The sequence below is a fragment of the Sphingobacterium sp. GVS05A genome (assembly GCF_019969845.1).
Classification (GTDB): domain Bacteria; phylum Bacteroidota; class Bacteroidia; order Sphingobacteriales; family Sphingobacteriaceae; genus Sphingobacterium.
In genome coordinates, this window is sequence record NZ_JAHXYR010000002.1 from 80,926 (window position 1) to 95,906 (window position 14,981).

11 protein-coding genes are annotated in these 14,981 nt (G+C 44.1%); 5 read left to right on the top strand and 6 right to left on the bottom strand.

Features of this window, described 5'->3' with window-relative positions; translation table 11 throughout:
- Positions 1-48 precede the first annotated feature (48 nt).
- Positions 49-708, top strand: a complete 660-nt coding sequence (locus tag LC454_RS05175) for a Crp/Fnr family transcriptional regulator (RefSeq protein WP_223580286.1) — start codon at positions 49-51, stop codon at positions 706-708.
- A gap of 61 nt (positions 709-769) precedes the next feature.
- Here the strand turns inward: LC454_RS05175 and LC454_RS05180 are convergent, their stop codons facing one another.
- The 4 genes from LC454_RS05180 to nirB all read right to left on the bottom strand — a co-directional run bounded on the left by LC454_RS05180 (position 770) and on the right by nirB (position 5,018).
- On the bottom strand, positions 770-1,138 hold the full coding sequence (locus LC454_RS05180) for a hypothetical protein (RefSeq protein ID WP_223580288.1): 369 nt from the start codon (positions 1,136-1,138) through the stop codon (positions 770-772).
- A 68-nt stretch (positions 1,139-1,206) separates the two neighbouring features.
- Positions 1,207-2,019 (bottom strand): formate/nitrite transporter family protein, encoded by an 813-nt coding sequence (locus LC454_RS05185; RefSeq protein WP_223580289.1) that lies wholly within the window; start codon positions 2,017-2,019, stop codon positions 1,207-1,209.
- Positions 2,020-2,067: 48 nt separating this feature from the next.
- Positions 2,068-2,427 (bottom strand): nitrite reductase small subunit NirD, encoded by a 360-nt coding sequence (nirD, locus tag LC454_RS05190; protein WP_223580290.1) that lies wholly within the window; start codon positions 2,425-2,427, stop codon positions 2,068-2,070.
- Between the two features lie 74 nt (positions 2,428-2,501).
- Positions 2,502-5,018 (bottom strand): nitrite reductase large subunit NirB, encoded by a 2,517-nt coding sequence (gene nirB / locus LC454_RS05195; RefSeq protein WP_223580291.1) that lies wholly within the window; start codon positions 5,016-5,018, stop codon positions 2,502-2,504.
- A 201-nt stretch (positions 5,019-5,219) separates the two neighbouring features.
- Here nirB and cobA point away from each other — a divergent pair, with 201 nt between their 5' ends.
- The 4 genes from cobA to LC454_RS05215 all read left to right on the top strand — a co-directional run bounded on the left by cobA (position 5,220) and on the right by LC454_RS05215 (position 12,518).
- Positions 5,220-5,981: a uroporphyrinogen-III C-methyltransferase gene (gene cobA, locus LC454_RS05200; protein ID WP_223580292.1), complete on the top strand. Its 762-nt coding sequence runs from the start codon at positions 5,220-5,222 to the stop codon at positions 5,979-5,981.
- Between the two features lie 293 nt (positions 5,982-6,274).
- Entirely contained in the window at positions 6,275-7,519 is a 1,245-nt protein-coding gene (locus LC454_RS05205) for an MFS transporter (RefSeq protein WP_223581214.1), read from the top strand.
- An 18-nt stretch (positions 7,520-7,537) separates the two neighbouring features.
- Entirely contained in the window at positions 7,538-11,059 is a 3,522-nt protein-coding gene (locus LC454_RS05210; protein ID WP_223580293.1) for a nitrate reductase, read from the top strand.
- On the top strand, positions 11,049-12,518 hold the full coding sequence (locus tag LC454_RS05215) for a rubredoxin (protein ID WP_223580294.1): 1,470 nt from the start codon (positions 11,049-11,051) through the stop codon (positions 12,516-12,518). Before LC454_RS05210 ends, LC454_RS05215 begins: the two co-directional genes overlap by 11 nt.
- 277 nt (positions 12,519-12,795) lie before the next feature.
- On the opposite strand, the gene LC454_RS05220 is transcribed toward LC454_RS05215, so the two are convergent.
- Positions 12,796-13,005 (bottom strand): hypothetical protein, encoded by a 210-nt coding sequence (locus LC454_RS05220; protein ID WP_223580295.1) that lies wholly within the window; start codon positions 13,003-13,005, stop codon positions 12,796-12,798.
- A 225-nt stretch (positions 13,006-13,230) separates the two neighbouring features.
- Positions 13,231-14,943 (bottom strand): RagB/SusD family nutrient uptake outer membrane protein, encoded by a 1,713-nt coding sequence (locus tag LC454_RS05225; RefSeq protein WP_223580297.1) that lies wholly within the window; start codon positions 14,941-14,943, stop codon positions 13,231-13,233.
- Between the last annotated feature and the right edge of the window lie 38 nt (positions 14,944-14,981).

Sequence of the window (14,981 nt, forward strand, 5' to 3'; positions counted from 1 at the left end):
ATTCCGATGAAAACGAAGAAAGCGAATACCTGTGACCACTCCTGCCTGATGTGCCGATACGTCTTACAAGAGTGGCTTGGACAAATCGACCTCCACCGAAAGAATATCAAACTGAAAAAAGGCGAACAGTTTATCAGTGAAGGAGAGCCGGTTCGTGGTATTTACTTTGTCCAATCAGGATTCATCAAAGTCCACCGCAACCTTGGAGACCGGGAGACCATCGTTCGTTTTGCTAAAAAGGGAGAAATGGTAGGCCATCGGGGGATCTCATCCGAACAAAGCATTTACCCTATTTCGGCCACAGCACTTGCCGCTACGCAGCTATGTTTTGTAGAGTTACCATTTTTCTTGTCCACCCTGCGCATCAATACTGAATTAAGCTATCGTTTGATGCTATTTTTTGCCGATGAGTTGCATCTTTCGGAGCAGAAGATGGCCAACCTGGCCCAGCTTTCCGTCAAAAACCGTTTAGCGTGGAGCCTTTTATTGCTTCATCGCGTTTTCGCTGAAGGAACAGAGGACGGGTACATCGGTCTTGAACTCAGCAAAAAGGATCTCGCATCCTATGTGGGCACCACCTATGAAACCGTCTACCGCATGCTTGCCGAACTTGCTGATTCGGATGCTATAACAGTCGACAAAAAGAAGATTTTCATCAAAAACAAGGAACTATTAAACAAGTTGGCAACAGAAAAATATGGGGAGTAAAACAAACCAATACTGGCATGCTCCCTCCCCAACGTAAATATTTCCCTAAAAATACGTCATTTTAAAATTTATAGCCCAGCCCGACCCCAAGCTTCCATTTACCATCTGCGGTACTGGTCTTCGGGCTGTAGAAAGCAGGCAGCTGAACGGCGATATGCCTGAACACCGCAGTCAGGCCAACTCCCAATGTCGGAGTGACCCACGCATTCTTGGGCTTTCCTTCCTCCACTTGATCTTCCTTTATTTTCAGGCTCGGCAGCAATCCCAACAGGATATTCCCCTTGGGGGCGAAACTATATTTAATCGCTGGCCCCGTACAGTTGATATAGGCCCCCTGGTCGGTATAACCCGCCACCACGACACCTTCGAACAAACTCGCTTTCACTGTTTTTTGCTGCGCATAAGTTTGGTAAAAAACTACCGAAAACAACAGTTGAAGCAATACTATCTCTGCGCGCTTCTTCCAGATACACCTATTTTCAATTCCGTACATAATAGTTAGTTTTGGGAGGTAGACACCTGTTCTTTCCGGTGATAAGTATAATAAATGGCCATTCCCGTAAACAACAGCCCACCAACAATATTACCCGCCGTCACGATCAACTGATTGTACAACCACCAGTCCGACATCGTCACCTGAGCACCAAACATCATCCCGGCAGGGATCACAAACATATTGACCACCGCATGTTCATAGCCCAAGGCAAAGAAAATAAAGATGGGAATCCCCGCCGCCAGGATCTTGCCTAAGGTAGACTTGGATGTCATGGACATCACCACACCCATGCAGACCATCCAATTGCAGAGAATGGCTTTGAGAAAGGCTGAGAATAACCCGGCAGCACCATGGTTGCCGTAGCCCAAGGTTTTCTTTTCACTAATGACAATCAGACTTTGCTCGATATTCCCAAGCTGGCTAGCCTGTCCAGTTTCAGTACTTGCAGCCCAAAACAAAAGTGCAAAGAGGACACTGCCCAATAAGTTTCCAAGGAAGACCCAGAGCAAGTTATTGGCCATCACCTTAAAATTGATCTTCCCTTCCAGCCAGGCCAGGGGCACTAAGGAGAAACTTCCTGTGACGAGCTCCAGGCCCAAGATAACAATAATCACAAATCCCACAGGAAAGACAAATGCACCGACAAGTCCCAACCCTGTCTGTGCTGTAGCCAATAGAGCGAGCGTAACAGATATCGCCAGTAAGGCGCCAGACAATGCACCCCGAATCAGCAGGTCTTTGATCGGGAGCGAAGATTTGTAGATAGCGGTATTCATCATCACACCGGCTACCTCTTTGGGACTAATATAATCCATCGTTTGTTTGCTTTAAAATAGTTTTTATTTCAATTATTTAGCTCAGACTTAAGCTGTCATTCCAATATATACTGTCCCATTCTCCACCTTGACCGGATACGTTTTGATCGCACATTCATCACCCGAAAGACATTCGCCCGTATCCAGTGCAAAGGTCTTTTTGTGAAATGGGCAAGCCACTTTTGGCGTATCTCCCAAGGAGCCTAACATCCCACGGCTCAAAATCATCTGCCGCTTATGTGGACATTCATTCTGGGTAGCATACCACTCATTGCGACGGGCGAAATAAAATAGGGCTACCTGCTCATTATTCAACTTAAGACAGACACCACCGTTTTCAACGGCATCCTCAATCTGGCAGGCCTTTAGCCATTGCAGGTCAACTTGTGGGTCAATTTGCGTGTTCATGTGATTTTTATTTTAAAGGTTTAGCGATTCTATGTAAGTGATTTCATCAGTCAATGATGTTACCCCATGCCCTTTTAATATGTCTTCAGGTTCCAGTCTGCGGCTTTCTTTTGACCGCGCATGGTATCAAAGCGTACCGACTCGTCCCGCTCTTCCGGAGCATTTACAAAATGGACAAAGCGTTTCCGAATCTCCGGATCTTCGACGGCAACTTTCCATTCACAGCGATAGCTGTCGACAAGCAGTTGCATATCCTGTTCCCACGTTTCCCCCATACCAAGACTATCCTCGACTACAACATTCCGCAAATAGTCGATTCCGCCCTCCATTTTATTGAGCCAAGTGGCGGTACGCGTCAAAGGATCGGCTGTACGAATGTAGAACATCAGAAAACGGTCGATATAACGGATACAGGTCTCACTGTTGATATCGGCAGCCAGCAGCAGAGCATGCTGTGGCTTGCTGCCACCATTGCCGCAGACATAGAGGTTCCAGCCCTTTTCTGTGGCAATGATACCAAAGTCCTTACTCTGCGCCTCGGCACACTCACGGATACAGCCGCTCACCGCTGATTTTATCTTGTGCGGCGCACGGAGCCCACGATAACGCTCTTCTATTTTTATGGCGAAGGACACACTGTCATGCAGGCCAAACCGGCACCAGGTACTGCCCACGCAGCTTTTGACCGTCCGCAAGGCCTTGCCATAGGCATGTCCACTTTCAAATCCGGCTGCAATGAGTTCCTCCCAGATAAGCGGGAGATCATTGAGATGTGCACCAAACAAATCAATGCGCTGCCCGCCCGTAATTTTTGTATACAGCTTATATTTCTTGGCCACCTGGCCAATAACAATCAATTTGTCCGGCGTAATCTCCCCACCTGGGATACGGGGAACAACCGAGTAGGTACCACCTTTCTGTATATTGGCCAGGTACCGGTCATTACTATCCTGCGCCACATCATTTCCCTTGCTCAAGATCATCTCATTCCAGAGACTGGCCAGCAGTGAAGACACCAACGGCTTACAGACCTCACACCCGTGTCCACGGCCCAGAGTATCCAGCACCTGATCATAACTCTTCAATTCATGGATCTTGATCAGGTCATAGAGTTCCTGCCGGCTCAGATCAAAATGCTCACAGATGGTACTGCGTATATATTTACCCTGCTGTTTCATCGTGTAGTTGACCAGGTCCTTTACCATCGGTACACAGCCCCCGCAGCCCGATCCTGCTTTGGTGCATTTCTTTACCCCATCCGCATTTTCACAGTTCCCATTGATCACCGCATCACAGATCTGCGCTTTGGTCACCCCCTCACAGCTGCAGATCAGGGCACCATCGGGCAAGGCTTCCAAGCCCGTAGAAGCCGATTTGCTCTCCCCCTGCTCGCTCATCAGGAGCAGCTCAGGATGCTCCGCCAGCGGCATGCTGTTGTTGACCATCTGCAAGAGCATATTGTAACCTGTTGCCTCCCCCACCAGTATTCCTCCAAGCAGGCGCGTACCGTCGGTACTGACGTTCAACCTTTTATAGATCCCTTTGTTACGGTCCTCCAGTACGATGGTCCGTGCATAAGGTTCACTGATAAAGGGATCCCCAAAACTGGCCACATCTACCCCCATCAGTTTCAATTTGGTACTCATATCAAATCCCCTAAAGGACTTTTCTTCCCCCAGGATATGTTCGGCTGCTATTTCAGCCATCTCATAGCCCGGTGCCACTAGGCCATAGATCATATCATTGACAAGTGCACATTCGCCGATGGCATACACGGAAGGGTCTGAGGTCTGCATTTGCGGATTGACCACAATCCCGCCTCGCTCGCCGATGGCCAGCCCTATTTTCCTAGCCAGTTCATCCCGCGGCCGTATGCCCGCCGATATCACCAGCAGATCCGTTTCGATCGATGAACCATCCTGAAAAGCGATTCCCGTCAGGCGCTCTTCCCCCAGCAATTGACTTGTTGATTTTTGCAATAAGCAACTCAACCCCAATGCTGCCAGCTTTGTTTGTAGGAGCAGGCTGGCGCTGTCATCAATCTGACGCGGCATCAGGCGCGGCGCAAATTCAATCACTGCCGTTTCTTCCAAGCCGAGGTCCACCAGCGCTTTGGCCGCTTCCAAGCCCAGTAGTCCGCCGCCCATCACGGTACCCTTTTTGACTTTTGCCGCGTAAGCTTTGATCAAATCCAGATCCTCAATCGTCCGGTAGAGAAATACCCCCTCCTTTTCCACTCCCGGAATAGGTGGCACAAAAGCAGCAGAACCAGTTGCAAAGACCAGATAGTCGTACGGGACAATAAGCCCTTGTAATGACAGTACTTCTTTTTTTGAGCGATTTACATCAACAATCGGATCATTTAAATGGATTTTCACATTATTTTCCGCATACCACTCCTTTTTTGACAGGAAAAGTTCCTCCATAGATGAAACTTTGAAGTAATCGGTCAGATGCACCCGGTCATAGGCACGTATTGGCTCCTCTGCAAACACAATTATATCCAGAATATCAGATTTATGCTTTAATTTTTCGCAAATCTTATTACCAACCATACCATTTCCAACAATAACAATCTTTTTTCTTTCCATAATTACTGTTTTTTTCTGATAAAAAATCATTTTCATATTTAAACAACACTAATTTATGGAATAAAAAATTAAAAAATCAAAATAAATATGATTTTTATAATATTTTATCAAATAAAAATCAGTTAAAATTCATTATTTCATGATTTATATCAGATTTTTTAATAGATTTACATATAAAATGAACATAAAAAACAAAATAACATGAAAAAATTAGGCAAAACATCGTTATTTATTGTAGGATCCGGTCCTGGAGATCCAGAACTATTAACCATAAAAGCTTATAAAGCGATAAAAAACGCACAGATCATCCTTTATGACAACTTAATCAATGAAGAAATCCTTCAAATAGCAGATAAAAACTGTATAAAACACTATGTTGGCAAACATCCTTATGGAAAATACGTTCCTCAGGAAGAAATAAACGAACTTATCCTACATTATTGTGCTCGCTACGACCGGGTGGTCCGGTTAAAAGGGGGCGACCCCTATCTTTTTGGGCGTGGTTTTGAAGAATGGCTTACCGTACAGGGGAAAAATATTGCGGTTTCTTACATTCCGGGCATCAGTAGCATGCAAGGCGCAGGCATCAACAATATTCCCTTGACGCACCGTAGCATCAGCGAAGGGGTATGGGCACTGACCGGGATGAAAAAAGACGGCAGTCTATCGGCTGATCTTCCTTTGGCTGTCCAGAGCCGATCCACTGTCGTGATCTACATGGGGATGCGCAAACTTGATGAGATAGCCCGCACCTATGTACTCTATGGCAAAGGAGAAACGCCGGCGGCTATTATACAACATGCGAGCCTGCCCCAGCAAAAACAGGTATTGTGCAAAGCCAAAGATCTCGTCAGAGCAAGTAAAGAATATGGACTTGGCCATCCAGCCATTATCGTCATCGGTGATGTGGTCGATTTGCAGCATGCACACAGCCTCGCTGTCGCACACAGATCTATTGTATAAGCCGACTGTTTGACAGGCTGCAAATACGGTACTCAGACAGGATCACCTCCTCATCGGGCACGACAAACAAGATCACATAGCCAGTATCGCTCGAAACGACATACTTAAATTCTGGTGGACAATAATTCAAACACTTTTACAAGATTTATTAAAAAACATATCCTAAACAACAACAAAAAAACTATATGAACATTTGATAATTATTTCAATCATCAACCAAAAACTTATTACTCATGAATCCACAAAACAAACCTCTCAAAAAGCTCAGTATCTTATCTTTTAAGGGCGTACAGATGCGTACTTTTCACATTACATGGATTACTTTTTTCTTCTGTTTCTTTGGCTGGTTCGGCGCCGCACCGCTTATGCCACTAGTTAGAGAACAGCTTGGATTGACTAAAAGTGAAGTAGGAAATATCATTATCGCATCTGTTTCAGCAACAATTATTGCGCGATTATTTATCGGGAAGATGTGTGATACGCTAGGACCACGACTCTCCTACACTATCCTGCTGGTCGCAGGTTCGATTCCTGTTTTACTTATTGGATTGAGTAATAGTTATGAGTCTTTTTTGTTATTTCGTTTTTTCATCGGTATCATCGGTGCGTCTTTTGTGATTACGCAGTTCCATACTTCAATGATGTTTGCCCCCAACATTATTGGTACGGCCAATGCCGTAACTGGTGGTTGGGGCAACCTTGGTGGAGGGGTTACTAATTTGGTCATGCCGCTCATTGCTGCGGCATTCGTCGGCATGGGCTTCGTTAGTCAGTCGGATTCTTGGAGGGTCGCAATGGTTGTTCCCGGTATTATCCTACTCATTATGGCATACATCTATTATAGATATACGCAAGATACACCGCAAGGCAATTTCAAAAAACTGTCCGAGGGCGGGAGAATCAATAGAAAGAAGAATGGCTCATTTTTGCTCGCGTTAAAAGACTATCGCGTCTGGATCCTCACACTGGCCTATGCAGCTTGTTTCGGGATAGAGATCACGGTCGACAACGTCGCTGCTACCTTCTTTATGGATCGTTTTGATACAGGGATTATCCTGGCTGGAGCCCTTGCCAGTATCTTTGGCGGTATGAATCTATTCGCCCGTGCACTTGGCGGTATTGTAAGTGATAAAGTGGGGCAAAGTTACGGTATTAAAGGTAAGGGTATGATTCTCGGTATACTGTTGATTTTGGAAGGAATCGGCATAAGCCTATTCGCCGCTTCCAACACATTGCTTCTAGCTATTATTACGATGTTGCTTTTTGCACTCTTCCTTAAGATGGCAAATGGTTGTACATATGGTATCGTACCCTTCATTAATAAAGATAACATTGGCAGTGTGAGCGGAATCGTCGGTGCCGGAGGAAATATTGGAGCCATGTTAGTCGGGTTTCTTTTTAAATCTGAAACGCTCAGTTATGCTGATGCCTTTCAGTATATCGGTATTGGTGTTTTTCTGATAGGTTTCACTGTACTCCTCGTGCGTTTTCATCCTCGAATTGAAACTGTCGTTCAAAACGTGTCATTAGAAGTGTAGAATTAGTATCCTTTTGCTATGAATAAAGAGTCGAACAATGTATATAAAAGTACCTGCTGCTACTGTGGTGTAGGTTGCGGTGTGAAGATATCGGTCGAAAAAAATAAAATGATTTCCGTTATCGGCGATAGTGAACACCCTGTCAATCAAGGCAAATTATGTAGCAAGGGCATGAATCTGCAATATACAGTCAATGATCGCTCAGACAGACTTCTCTACCCGCAGATGAGGCACCATAGATCCAGTCCGTTACAACGTGTTTCATGGGATGATGCGTTGGATCGTGCGGCAGCGGTCTTACGCACGCTAATTGCAAAATACGGTCCTGATTCTGTGGCATTTTATGCTTCTGGACAATGCCTTACAGAGGAGTATTACATTCTCAATAAACTAGTCAAGGGGTTTATTGGCACGAACAATATTGACACCAATTCACGTCTTTGTATGAGCAGCGCTGTGGCAGCATATAAAAAAGCGTTGGGTGAGGATAGTGTACCGATATGCTACGACGATATCGAGATTGCTGATTGCTTTTTGGTCGCAGGTGCCAATCCCGCCTGGTGCCATCCGATCCTTTGGCGACGTGTAGAGGCGCACAAAGCTAAAAATCCAGCGACCAAAATTATTGTTGTCGACCCTCGTGTTACTGATACCTGCGCATTGGCTGACCTGCATTTGCAAATTAACCCAGGGACAGACATTACCCTCAATTATGCGCTGGGAAGATTACTTATAGAACAAGGAGATATAGACCTTGATTTTATAAGCAATCATACCGAAGGATATGAAATGTACAAAAAACGGGTATTCGAACGTACTTTACTGGAGTCCGCTGCAATATGTGGTGTCCCAGTGGAAGACATTGAACGCGCAGCCAGCTATATTGGCGAATCCAAGAGTCTTCTGAGTATGTGGACAATGGGGCTTAATCAGAGTGTAGTGGGAGTTAACAAAAACCTGAGCCTAATTGACCTTAGCCTGATTACAGGGAAAATCGGAAAACCGGGAAGTGGTCCTTTCTCACTAACTGGACAACCCAATGCTATGGGCGGTAGAGAAGTTGGAGGGCTTGCCAATCTACTGCCCGCTCACCGTGATATGGATAATAAGACACATCGCGATGAAATTCAACAATTCTGGTCAGGGACTACTTTGAGCAGCAAACCAGGGCTCACAGCTACCGAAATGTTTGAAGCCTTAGCGGACGGACGATTGAAGGCAATTTGGATTCTTTGCACCAACCCACTCACTAGTCTCCCGAACACACGGCTGGTGGAAAAAGCATTGCAAATGGCTAAATTCGTTGTAGTTCAGGAGATATCCAATAAGCCCCAGACCCTGGACTTTGCGGATATTATTCTTCCTGCAGCTGGATGGGCCGAAAAAGAAGGTACAATGACGAATTCAGAACGCAGGATCAGTCACCTGCATCAGGCTATTGCCCCTCCAGGCGAAGCTCTTCCGGATGCAGAAATCCTTTCAAGGTTTGCACAAAAAATGGGTTTTAAAGGTTTTTCATATCCTACACAACAGGACATCTATAAAGAACATGTCCAGTTAACGGCAGGGACAAGTATCGACATTACTGGGTTGGATTATAAACTTATTGACAATCTAAATACCGTGCAGTGGCCTTTTGATCTGTCAAAGAGAAAAGGTACTCCACGACTTTTTCAGGATAACAAATTCCTTACGCCAAGTGGGCGGGCGCAATTGCATAGCCCTCCTGATCAGCATCACAGTGAATTGCCTGACCAAAATTTTCCGTTTATCCTGACAACAGGACGGATCCGTGACCAATGGCATACCATGTCGAAAACAGGTAAGGTCAGTAAGCTGAACCAACATATTCAGAATGCATTTTTGGAAATTCATCCAAGAGATGCAACAGCACTGAACTTGATTGACGGGCAATTGGCAAATGTTTATTCTCTACGAGGCGAAGTTCGTGTCAGGACACGGATCAGCAAGACGATTAAACCTGGGGTCGTATTTCTACCGATGCATTGGGGTAAGATATTGGGATCTGATCTCCATAGAGCTAATAATCTGACCAACGATTTAGTGGATCCTATTTCGAAGGAGCCTGACTTTAAATTTTGCGCGGTACGTGTCGAACCTCATGTGAAGAGTAAGGAACGTATTGTCATTGTTGGTGCCGGTGCCGGAGCGCATGGTTTTGTCCGCTCCTTTCGGGAACTAAACAAGACCGATGAAATTATCATTTTCAGTAATGAGGATCTGCCTTTTTATAATCGTGTCATGCTGCCACATTATGTCAGTGGCGAGCTTCAATGGGAGCAATTGGTAAAAATGAAAGACGAAGAGGAACCTTTACTCGATATCCAACATCTACGTGGTATCCAGGTTAATGCAATCGACCGAATCAACAAATATGTTTTGGATTCTCGAGGTATTAAAACATATTATGATATCTTAATTCTCGCGACAGGCAGCCGTCCCAGCCTGCCAAAGCATGTGCCGAAGCTACCTGGTATTTTTACGATGCGGCGTCGGACTGACGCTGACCTATTGAAGCGATACCTTCCCGGGCAGGCGCATGTCGTTATCGTAGGCGGAGGATTATTAGGACTGGAAATGGCAGCTTCACTCCGTGAAAATGGGACAAAAATCACCATCGTTCAACGTGTTTCGCGTTTTTTGAATCGTCAGCTAGATCCACTTGGGAGTCAATTGCTTCACGAAGAAATGATAGACCTCGGCTGCGATATATTCTATAACGATGAAGTTCAACTATACTACGGCCGCAATAAACTGACAAAGATCGAATTAAAGAGTGGACGACAGATCAAATGCGACGCACTAATCCTAGCGATAGGTACTACGCCCAATATCGAATTAGCAAGGGATGCCGGCCTACTTTGCCAACGGGGTGTGGTCGTGGATAGTCATATGAAAACTAGCGACCCTGCTATTTATGCCATCGGAGAGATTGCAGAATTTGAAGGGACACTTTACGGTATCACTGCAGCTGCCGAAGAACAGGCTTGTATAGTTGCACATTATCATCAGGGGGATATCAGTAGCTATTATAAGGGAAGCCTGTTTATGAATATTATCAAAATACAAGGTTTTGACCTCTGTAGCATCGGTCTTACAGAAACGCCAAATGAGGACTATGAAGAGATTATTTTTATTGACAAGGCCAAGCGCTATTACAAAAAATGTATTATCTATCAGGATAGACTTGTAGGTGCCATTTTGATCGGTGACAAGAACGAATTTTCTGAGTTTAAAAACTTGATTGCAAACAGGATCGAATTAAGTGAAAAACGGCTACAGCTACTACGAAGCGGAACTGCCAAAGAAGCTGTCATTGGGCGATTGGTATGTTCATGCAGCCAAGTTGGAGAGGGAAATCTGCAACGATGTATTAGCGGTGGATGTACCGATTTTCAGGAGTTATGTACATCCACCGGAGCTGGGACAGGTTGTGGATCCTGTAAACCCGAAGTTAAGCGTATTTTGGAAAACTACGCTGCAGAAAAGGATAAGGAGGTAAAATCCTATGCAAAGTAAAACAATGAAAAAAGGACAGTTTATCAAGGTTAACCTCTCAGGAGGTGCAATATCTCCAGGAGAACTCGACAACTTATTGATTCCTTTGGAAGAGGTGGGTATTACGGAAGTCAAATTTGGCAGTAGGCAGCAACTATATTTTAAAGTAAACGATACGCAACTTGAAGAATTAGAATATATACTGTTCAATCAGGAGTTTGCTTATGAAATTGGTCAGGATATATATCCAAACATTGTGAGTTCATATGTAGCCGATGGGCTTTTTAATCAGGGAGCATGGGTACGTGAAGGCGTATATAAAGATATTTTGGACAGTTTCGAGTTCAATCCCCAGTTGAAAGTGAATGTTGTGGACTGCACTCAATCCTTGGTACCGTATTATACTGGAAATCTAAATTTCATCACTTCGGAATTTAGCAATTATTGGTACCTTCAGCTCCGATTTCCCAAAAGCAACTTATTTTACACCTGGTCCACTCTTGTAAATACCGACGATATTGCGAGACTAAGTCTGTTTTTGGAGCCAATGATGATCGGGTCGCTGGTTGCAACTTCAAGCGAAGGACAACAGTTGGGACAAAAGTTAGAAGCGTCAGCTATTGCCTCCGGAAAATTTCTTTTCCAGTCCACAGAACAGCCATTTATGGAACCCACCTTTAAACTCCCCTATTATGAGGGATTTAATACCTACCAAGATAGATTATGGCTGGGCGTATACCGGCGCTCCGAAACCTTTTCGACCGCTTTTTTACGCGACATATGTAATCTCTGTCTGCAACACAGGATCGGCCAATTGTACACTACGCCTTGGAAATCAATTGTTATTAAAGATATTCAAACGACGACAAGACCTGATTGGGATATTGTGCTAGATCGACATCGAATCAACCTGCGGCATGCCCTAAATGAACTCAATTGGATGACCGAAGATTTTGATCCAATTGCATTAGCGCTTAAGCAGGAATTGGTGCACCACATGAACTGGTTGGATATTCGCACGTACAAACTTTGTTTTGGTATTAAAATGCAACCAAAGAGTGGGATCTGGGGATCTGTAATTTTACGTTTCATCGACTCTAAGGGAGAGAAATCTTGGTTTCAGGTGCAACATACGCAAGATTTCAACCCTAATTCAAGAGACTTTGTCACTTATCAAAAACGCGTGGAACGAGCAGAACTTATAAGTGTGATCTTGGCACTGTGCGAAGAATTTTATCAACTTCGAGGTAGAGCAGTGATCCAAGAACCTCATAATATTCCTACGCTGGCTACAACAGAAAAGTCCGATCTGATCAGAGTCACTTATCAATGTCCAGCCTGTCAGACAATATATGATCCCATCTGGGGAGATAGTACGCAGGATGTCGCCGCAGGAACACTATTTGAGAAGCTGCCTGCGACATATTGTTGTAGCATTTGTGAAAATGAAAAGTCAACTTTTAAGAAACTGATCAAATAAAGAACTATACTTTTTAACGTATCATCTTCTAGATACTGACAAAAGGTCGCCGGCCGCTTTTACTAATTTTGAACCTGGCCCTTCAGCTGCCATAGCGAAAGTAGATACTGCGATTAAGGCTGCTGCTGCGAATGTATTTACTAATGAGTTTATAATGTCTTTATTTTATTGTGTTAGTTTTTCATCTAAATAGCTTGTTCTTTATTTGTGATGAAGCTATCATGAGCATTTCCATCTATGCTCATGATGGTTTTTGTTCCTATTTGTTGATTCAAAACTACAACACAATACGCCCCCGGCCTATGGACTTTAGACTAACGGACAGAAAAACTCGGTGAATGGCAGGAAGGTGAAGGTACATCGGTACACGGAGCATCTCGATATCATCCACATAAAGCGTAATTGCCCGTTCAGACCATACGACAGATATGAAATTTGTCTGTCCAAGATTTCCCCTCGAGGCCTTTGACCGATTTGGGCTTTCCATTGCCGATCAGTGCCTGTTGCAATATTGGCCAATATATTACCTCCATAATATTTCATAATATCTAGCCATTGGAAGGCCATTACACAATCCCCCCCTTTTTCATTGATAATGAAAGATTATTATCACTTCCCTCTGAAAGAATGATTAGGGCAAATAGACTTACCCTAAAATAAGCCTATTTGTAAAAAATCAGATCATATCGATCAAACAATATCCTGATAAAGATTACTTATACCCTGGATTTTGCTTTAGATTGTCGCCGTCTTTGTTATTCAGTTGAATCTCACTTAATGGGATAGGCAGTAAAACATTGTAATCCTGAAAACCAGTTGTTATTTTGTTTGCAGGTCCTGTGTCCCCATTTCGTAAAATCCGTTCTTTTAATTTATTCATTCTGACTAAAGTCATCCGACGGTTTTCTTCTGCAATCAGCTCCCGAGCGCGTTCGTCCAGGATAAAATCAATCGTTAAATCACTTGTGGCTACTTTTCCTAACTGATTATTTCCAGACTCTGTACGTGCCATTTTAAATGAGCGATCCCGCAGTTTATTGATATCCTCTGCCGCACCGGCTGCATTTCCCTGACGCAATCGAGCTTCTGCACGCAGCAAATAGGTTTCGCCGAATCTCATCACAGGCCAATCTTTCACCAGCGCATAACCAAAATCATCGAGTGGATCATAACCACCCCATTTTGTTGGAAATGGATACCAAACTTCTAAACTATCGGTACGAAAAGGAACTACTTTATCCCCTGTTTTGATAACAATATTTTTAATTCCTGCACCTTTTGCTACGCGATATCCATCGGCGTTGACACCAATTTCTGCACTGAAATTTGGACGATTATAATTGGTTGTCCTGCGTATATTAAAATTACTATTGCGAATATCGCCCTTTAGCCCATTCCATACCGTATATTTCATAAAATTACTCAACCGTAAACGGCCATTTCCTCTTCCACCCAGCGAATCGGCATTGACCATCCCATCCCACTTATGATAAGCTGGCTGCCATACCCGGCGTTGTTGTGGGTTGTCAATAGTACCGCCATTAACCTCTCGATTGAACTCCACCTCAAAAGTCCAGATAGCCTCGGTATTCCCCTGCCTACGACGCATATTCCCCTGACGAAACATATCTCTAAAATAATCGCCGCCTTCAGACAGGTATTTTCCGTAACGTGTCTCAATCAACTTATAGTTACCCCCGTCGATAATGGCGGTTGCCATAGCTTCCGCTTGCGCGAAATAGCTTGCATCACGCATACCAATACGTAAAAAAGCTTCTGCAGCAAGCTGTCTCGCCATATCTTTATTGATTCGGCTAGGTGTGCTGGCTGTAGCAAGATCGGGGAGCTCTTTAACTGCATAATTCAAATCATCGGTGATAACTTTATCGATATCAGCAACAGCGGCCCGTGTATAATTAAATGAAGGCACCTTAATTGAACTGGTCAACAAAGGTACATCTCCCCATAAAGTAACCAGCATATTATAGGCGTAGGCACGAAAAAACCGCGCTTCTGCAGTAGCCTTTGGATTGCTATCACCCACTCCATCTATGACAAGGTTGGCATTATTAATAAATGCATAGCATTTTTCCCACAAAAAACTTACACTTCCATTTTCTGAATTCAGATCAGCATATTGGTAAAAAGGATTTTCAACACCCTCTGTCGATCCTGCACTCGTAATATCTGTCCCAATCTGCCAGCTGGAAAGAAATCCTTGCCGGCCACTGTAGCCCCAGAGCTGTGCAAAATTGTAATGTAAGCCCAGCAACCTGTTCTCCACTGTGGTGGGATCAACATTCGTAGCATCGTAACTTGAATATGGTTTCTCGTCCAAATAGCCTTTACCACAAGAGATCGCTCCTACGGATAACAAAGCAAATATGGAAAATAAGGTGGTATAATTGTTTATCGTCTTTTTCATGTGTATATAATTGATTTTTGCAAAATGATGGTTAAGCG

Bases quoted from the DNA above. Each gene is read 5' to 3' on its own strand.
- LC454_RS05175 (WP_223580286.1), top strand. From the start codon at position 49: ATGTGCCGATACGTCTTACAAGAGTGGCTTGGACAAATCGACCTCCAC.
- LC454_RS05185 (WP_223580289.1), bottom strand. From the start codon at position 2,019: ATGGATTATATTAGTCCCAAAGAGGTAGCCGGTGTGATGATGAATACC.
- nirD (WP_223580290.1), bottom strand. From the start codon at position 2,427: ATGAACACGCAAATTGACCCACAAGTTGACCTGCAATGGCTAAAGGCC.
- nirB (WP_223580291.1), bottom strand. From the start codon at position 5,018: ATGGAAAGAAAAAAGATTGTTATTGTTGGAAATGGTATGGTTGGTAAT.
- cobA (WP_223580292.1), top strand. From the start codon at position 5,220: ATGAAAAAATTAGGCAAAACATCGTTATTTATTGTAGGATCCGGTCCT.
- LC454_RS05205 (WP_223581214.1), top strand. From the start codon at position 6,275: ATGCGTACTTTTCACATTACATGGATTACTTTTTTCTTCTGTTTCTTT.
- LC454_RS05210 (WP_223580293.1), top strand. From the start codon at position 7,538: ATGAATAAAGAGTCGAACAATGTATATAAAAGTACCTGCTGCTACTGT.
- LC454_RS05215 (WP_223580294.1), top strand. From the start codon at position 11,049: ATGCAAAGTAAAACAATGAAAAAAGGACAGTTTATCAAGGTTAACCTC.
- LC454_RS05220 (WP_223580295.1), bottom strand. From the start codon at position 13,005: ATGGAAAGCCCAAATCGGTCAAAGGCCTCGAGGGGAAATCTTGGACAG.
- LC454_RS05225 (WP_223580297.1), bottom strand. From the start codon at position 14,943: ATGAAAAAGACGATAAACAATTATACCACCTTATTTTCCATATTTGCT.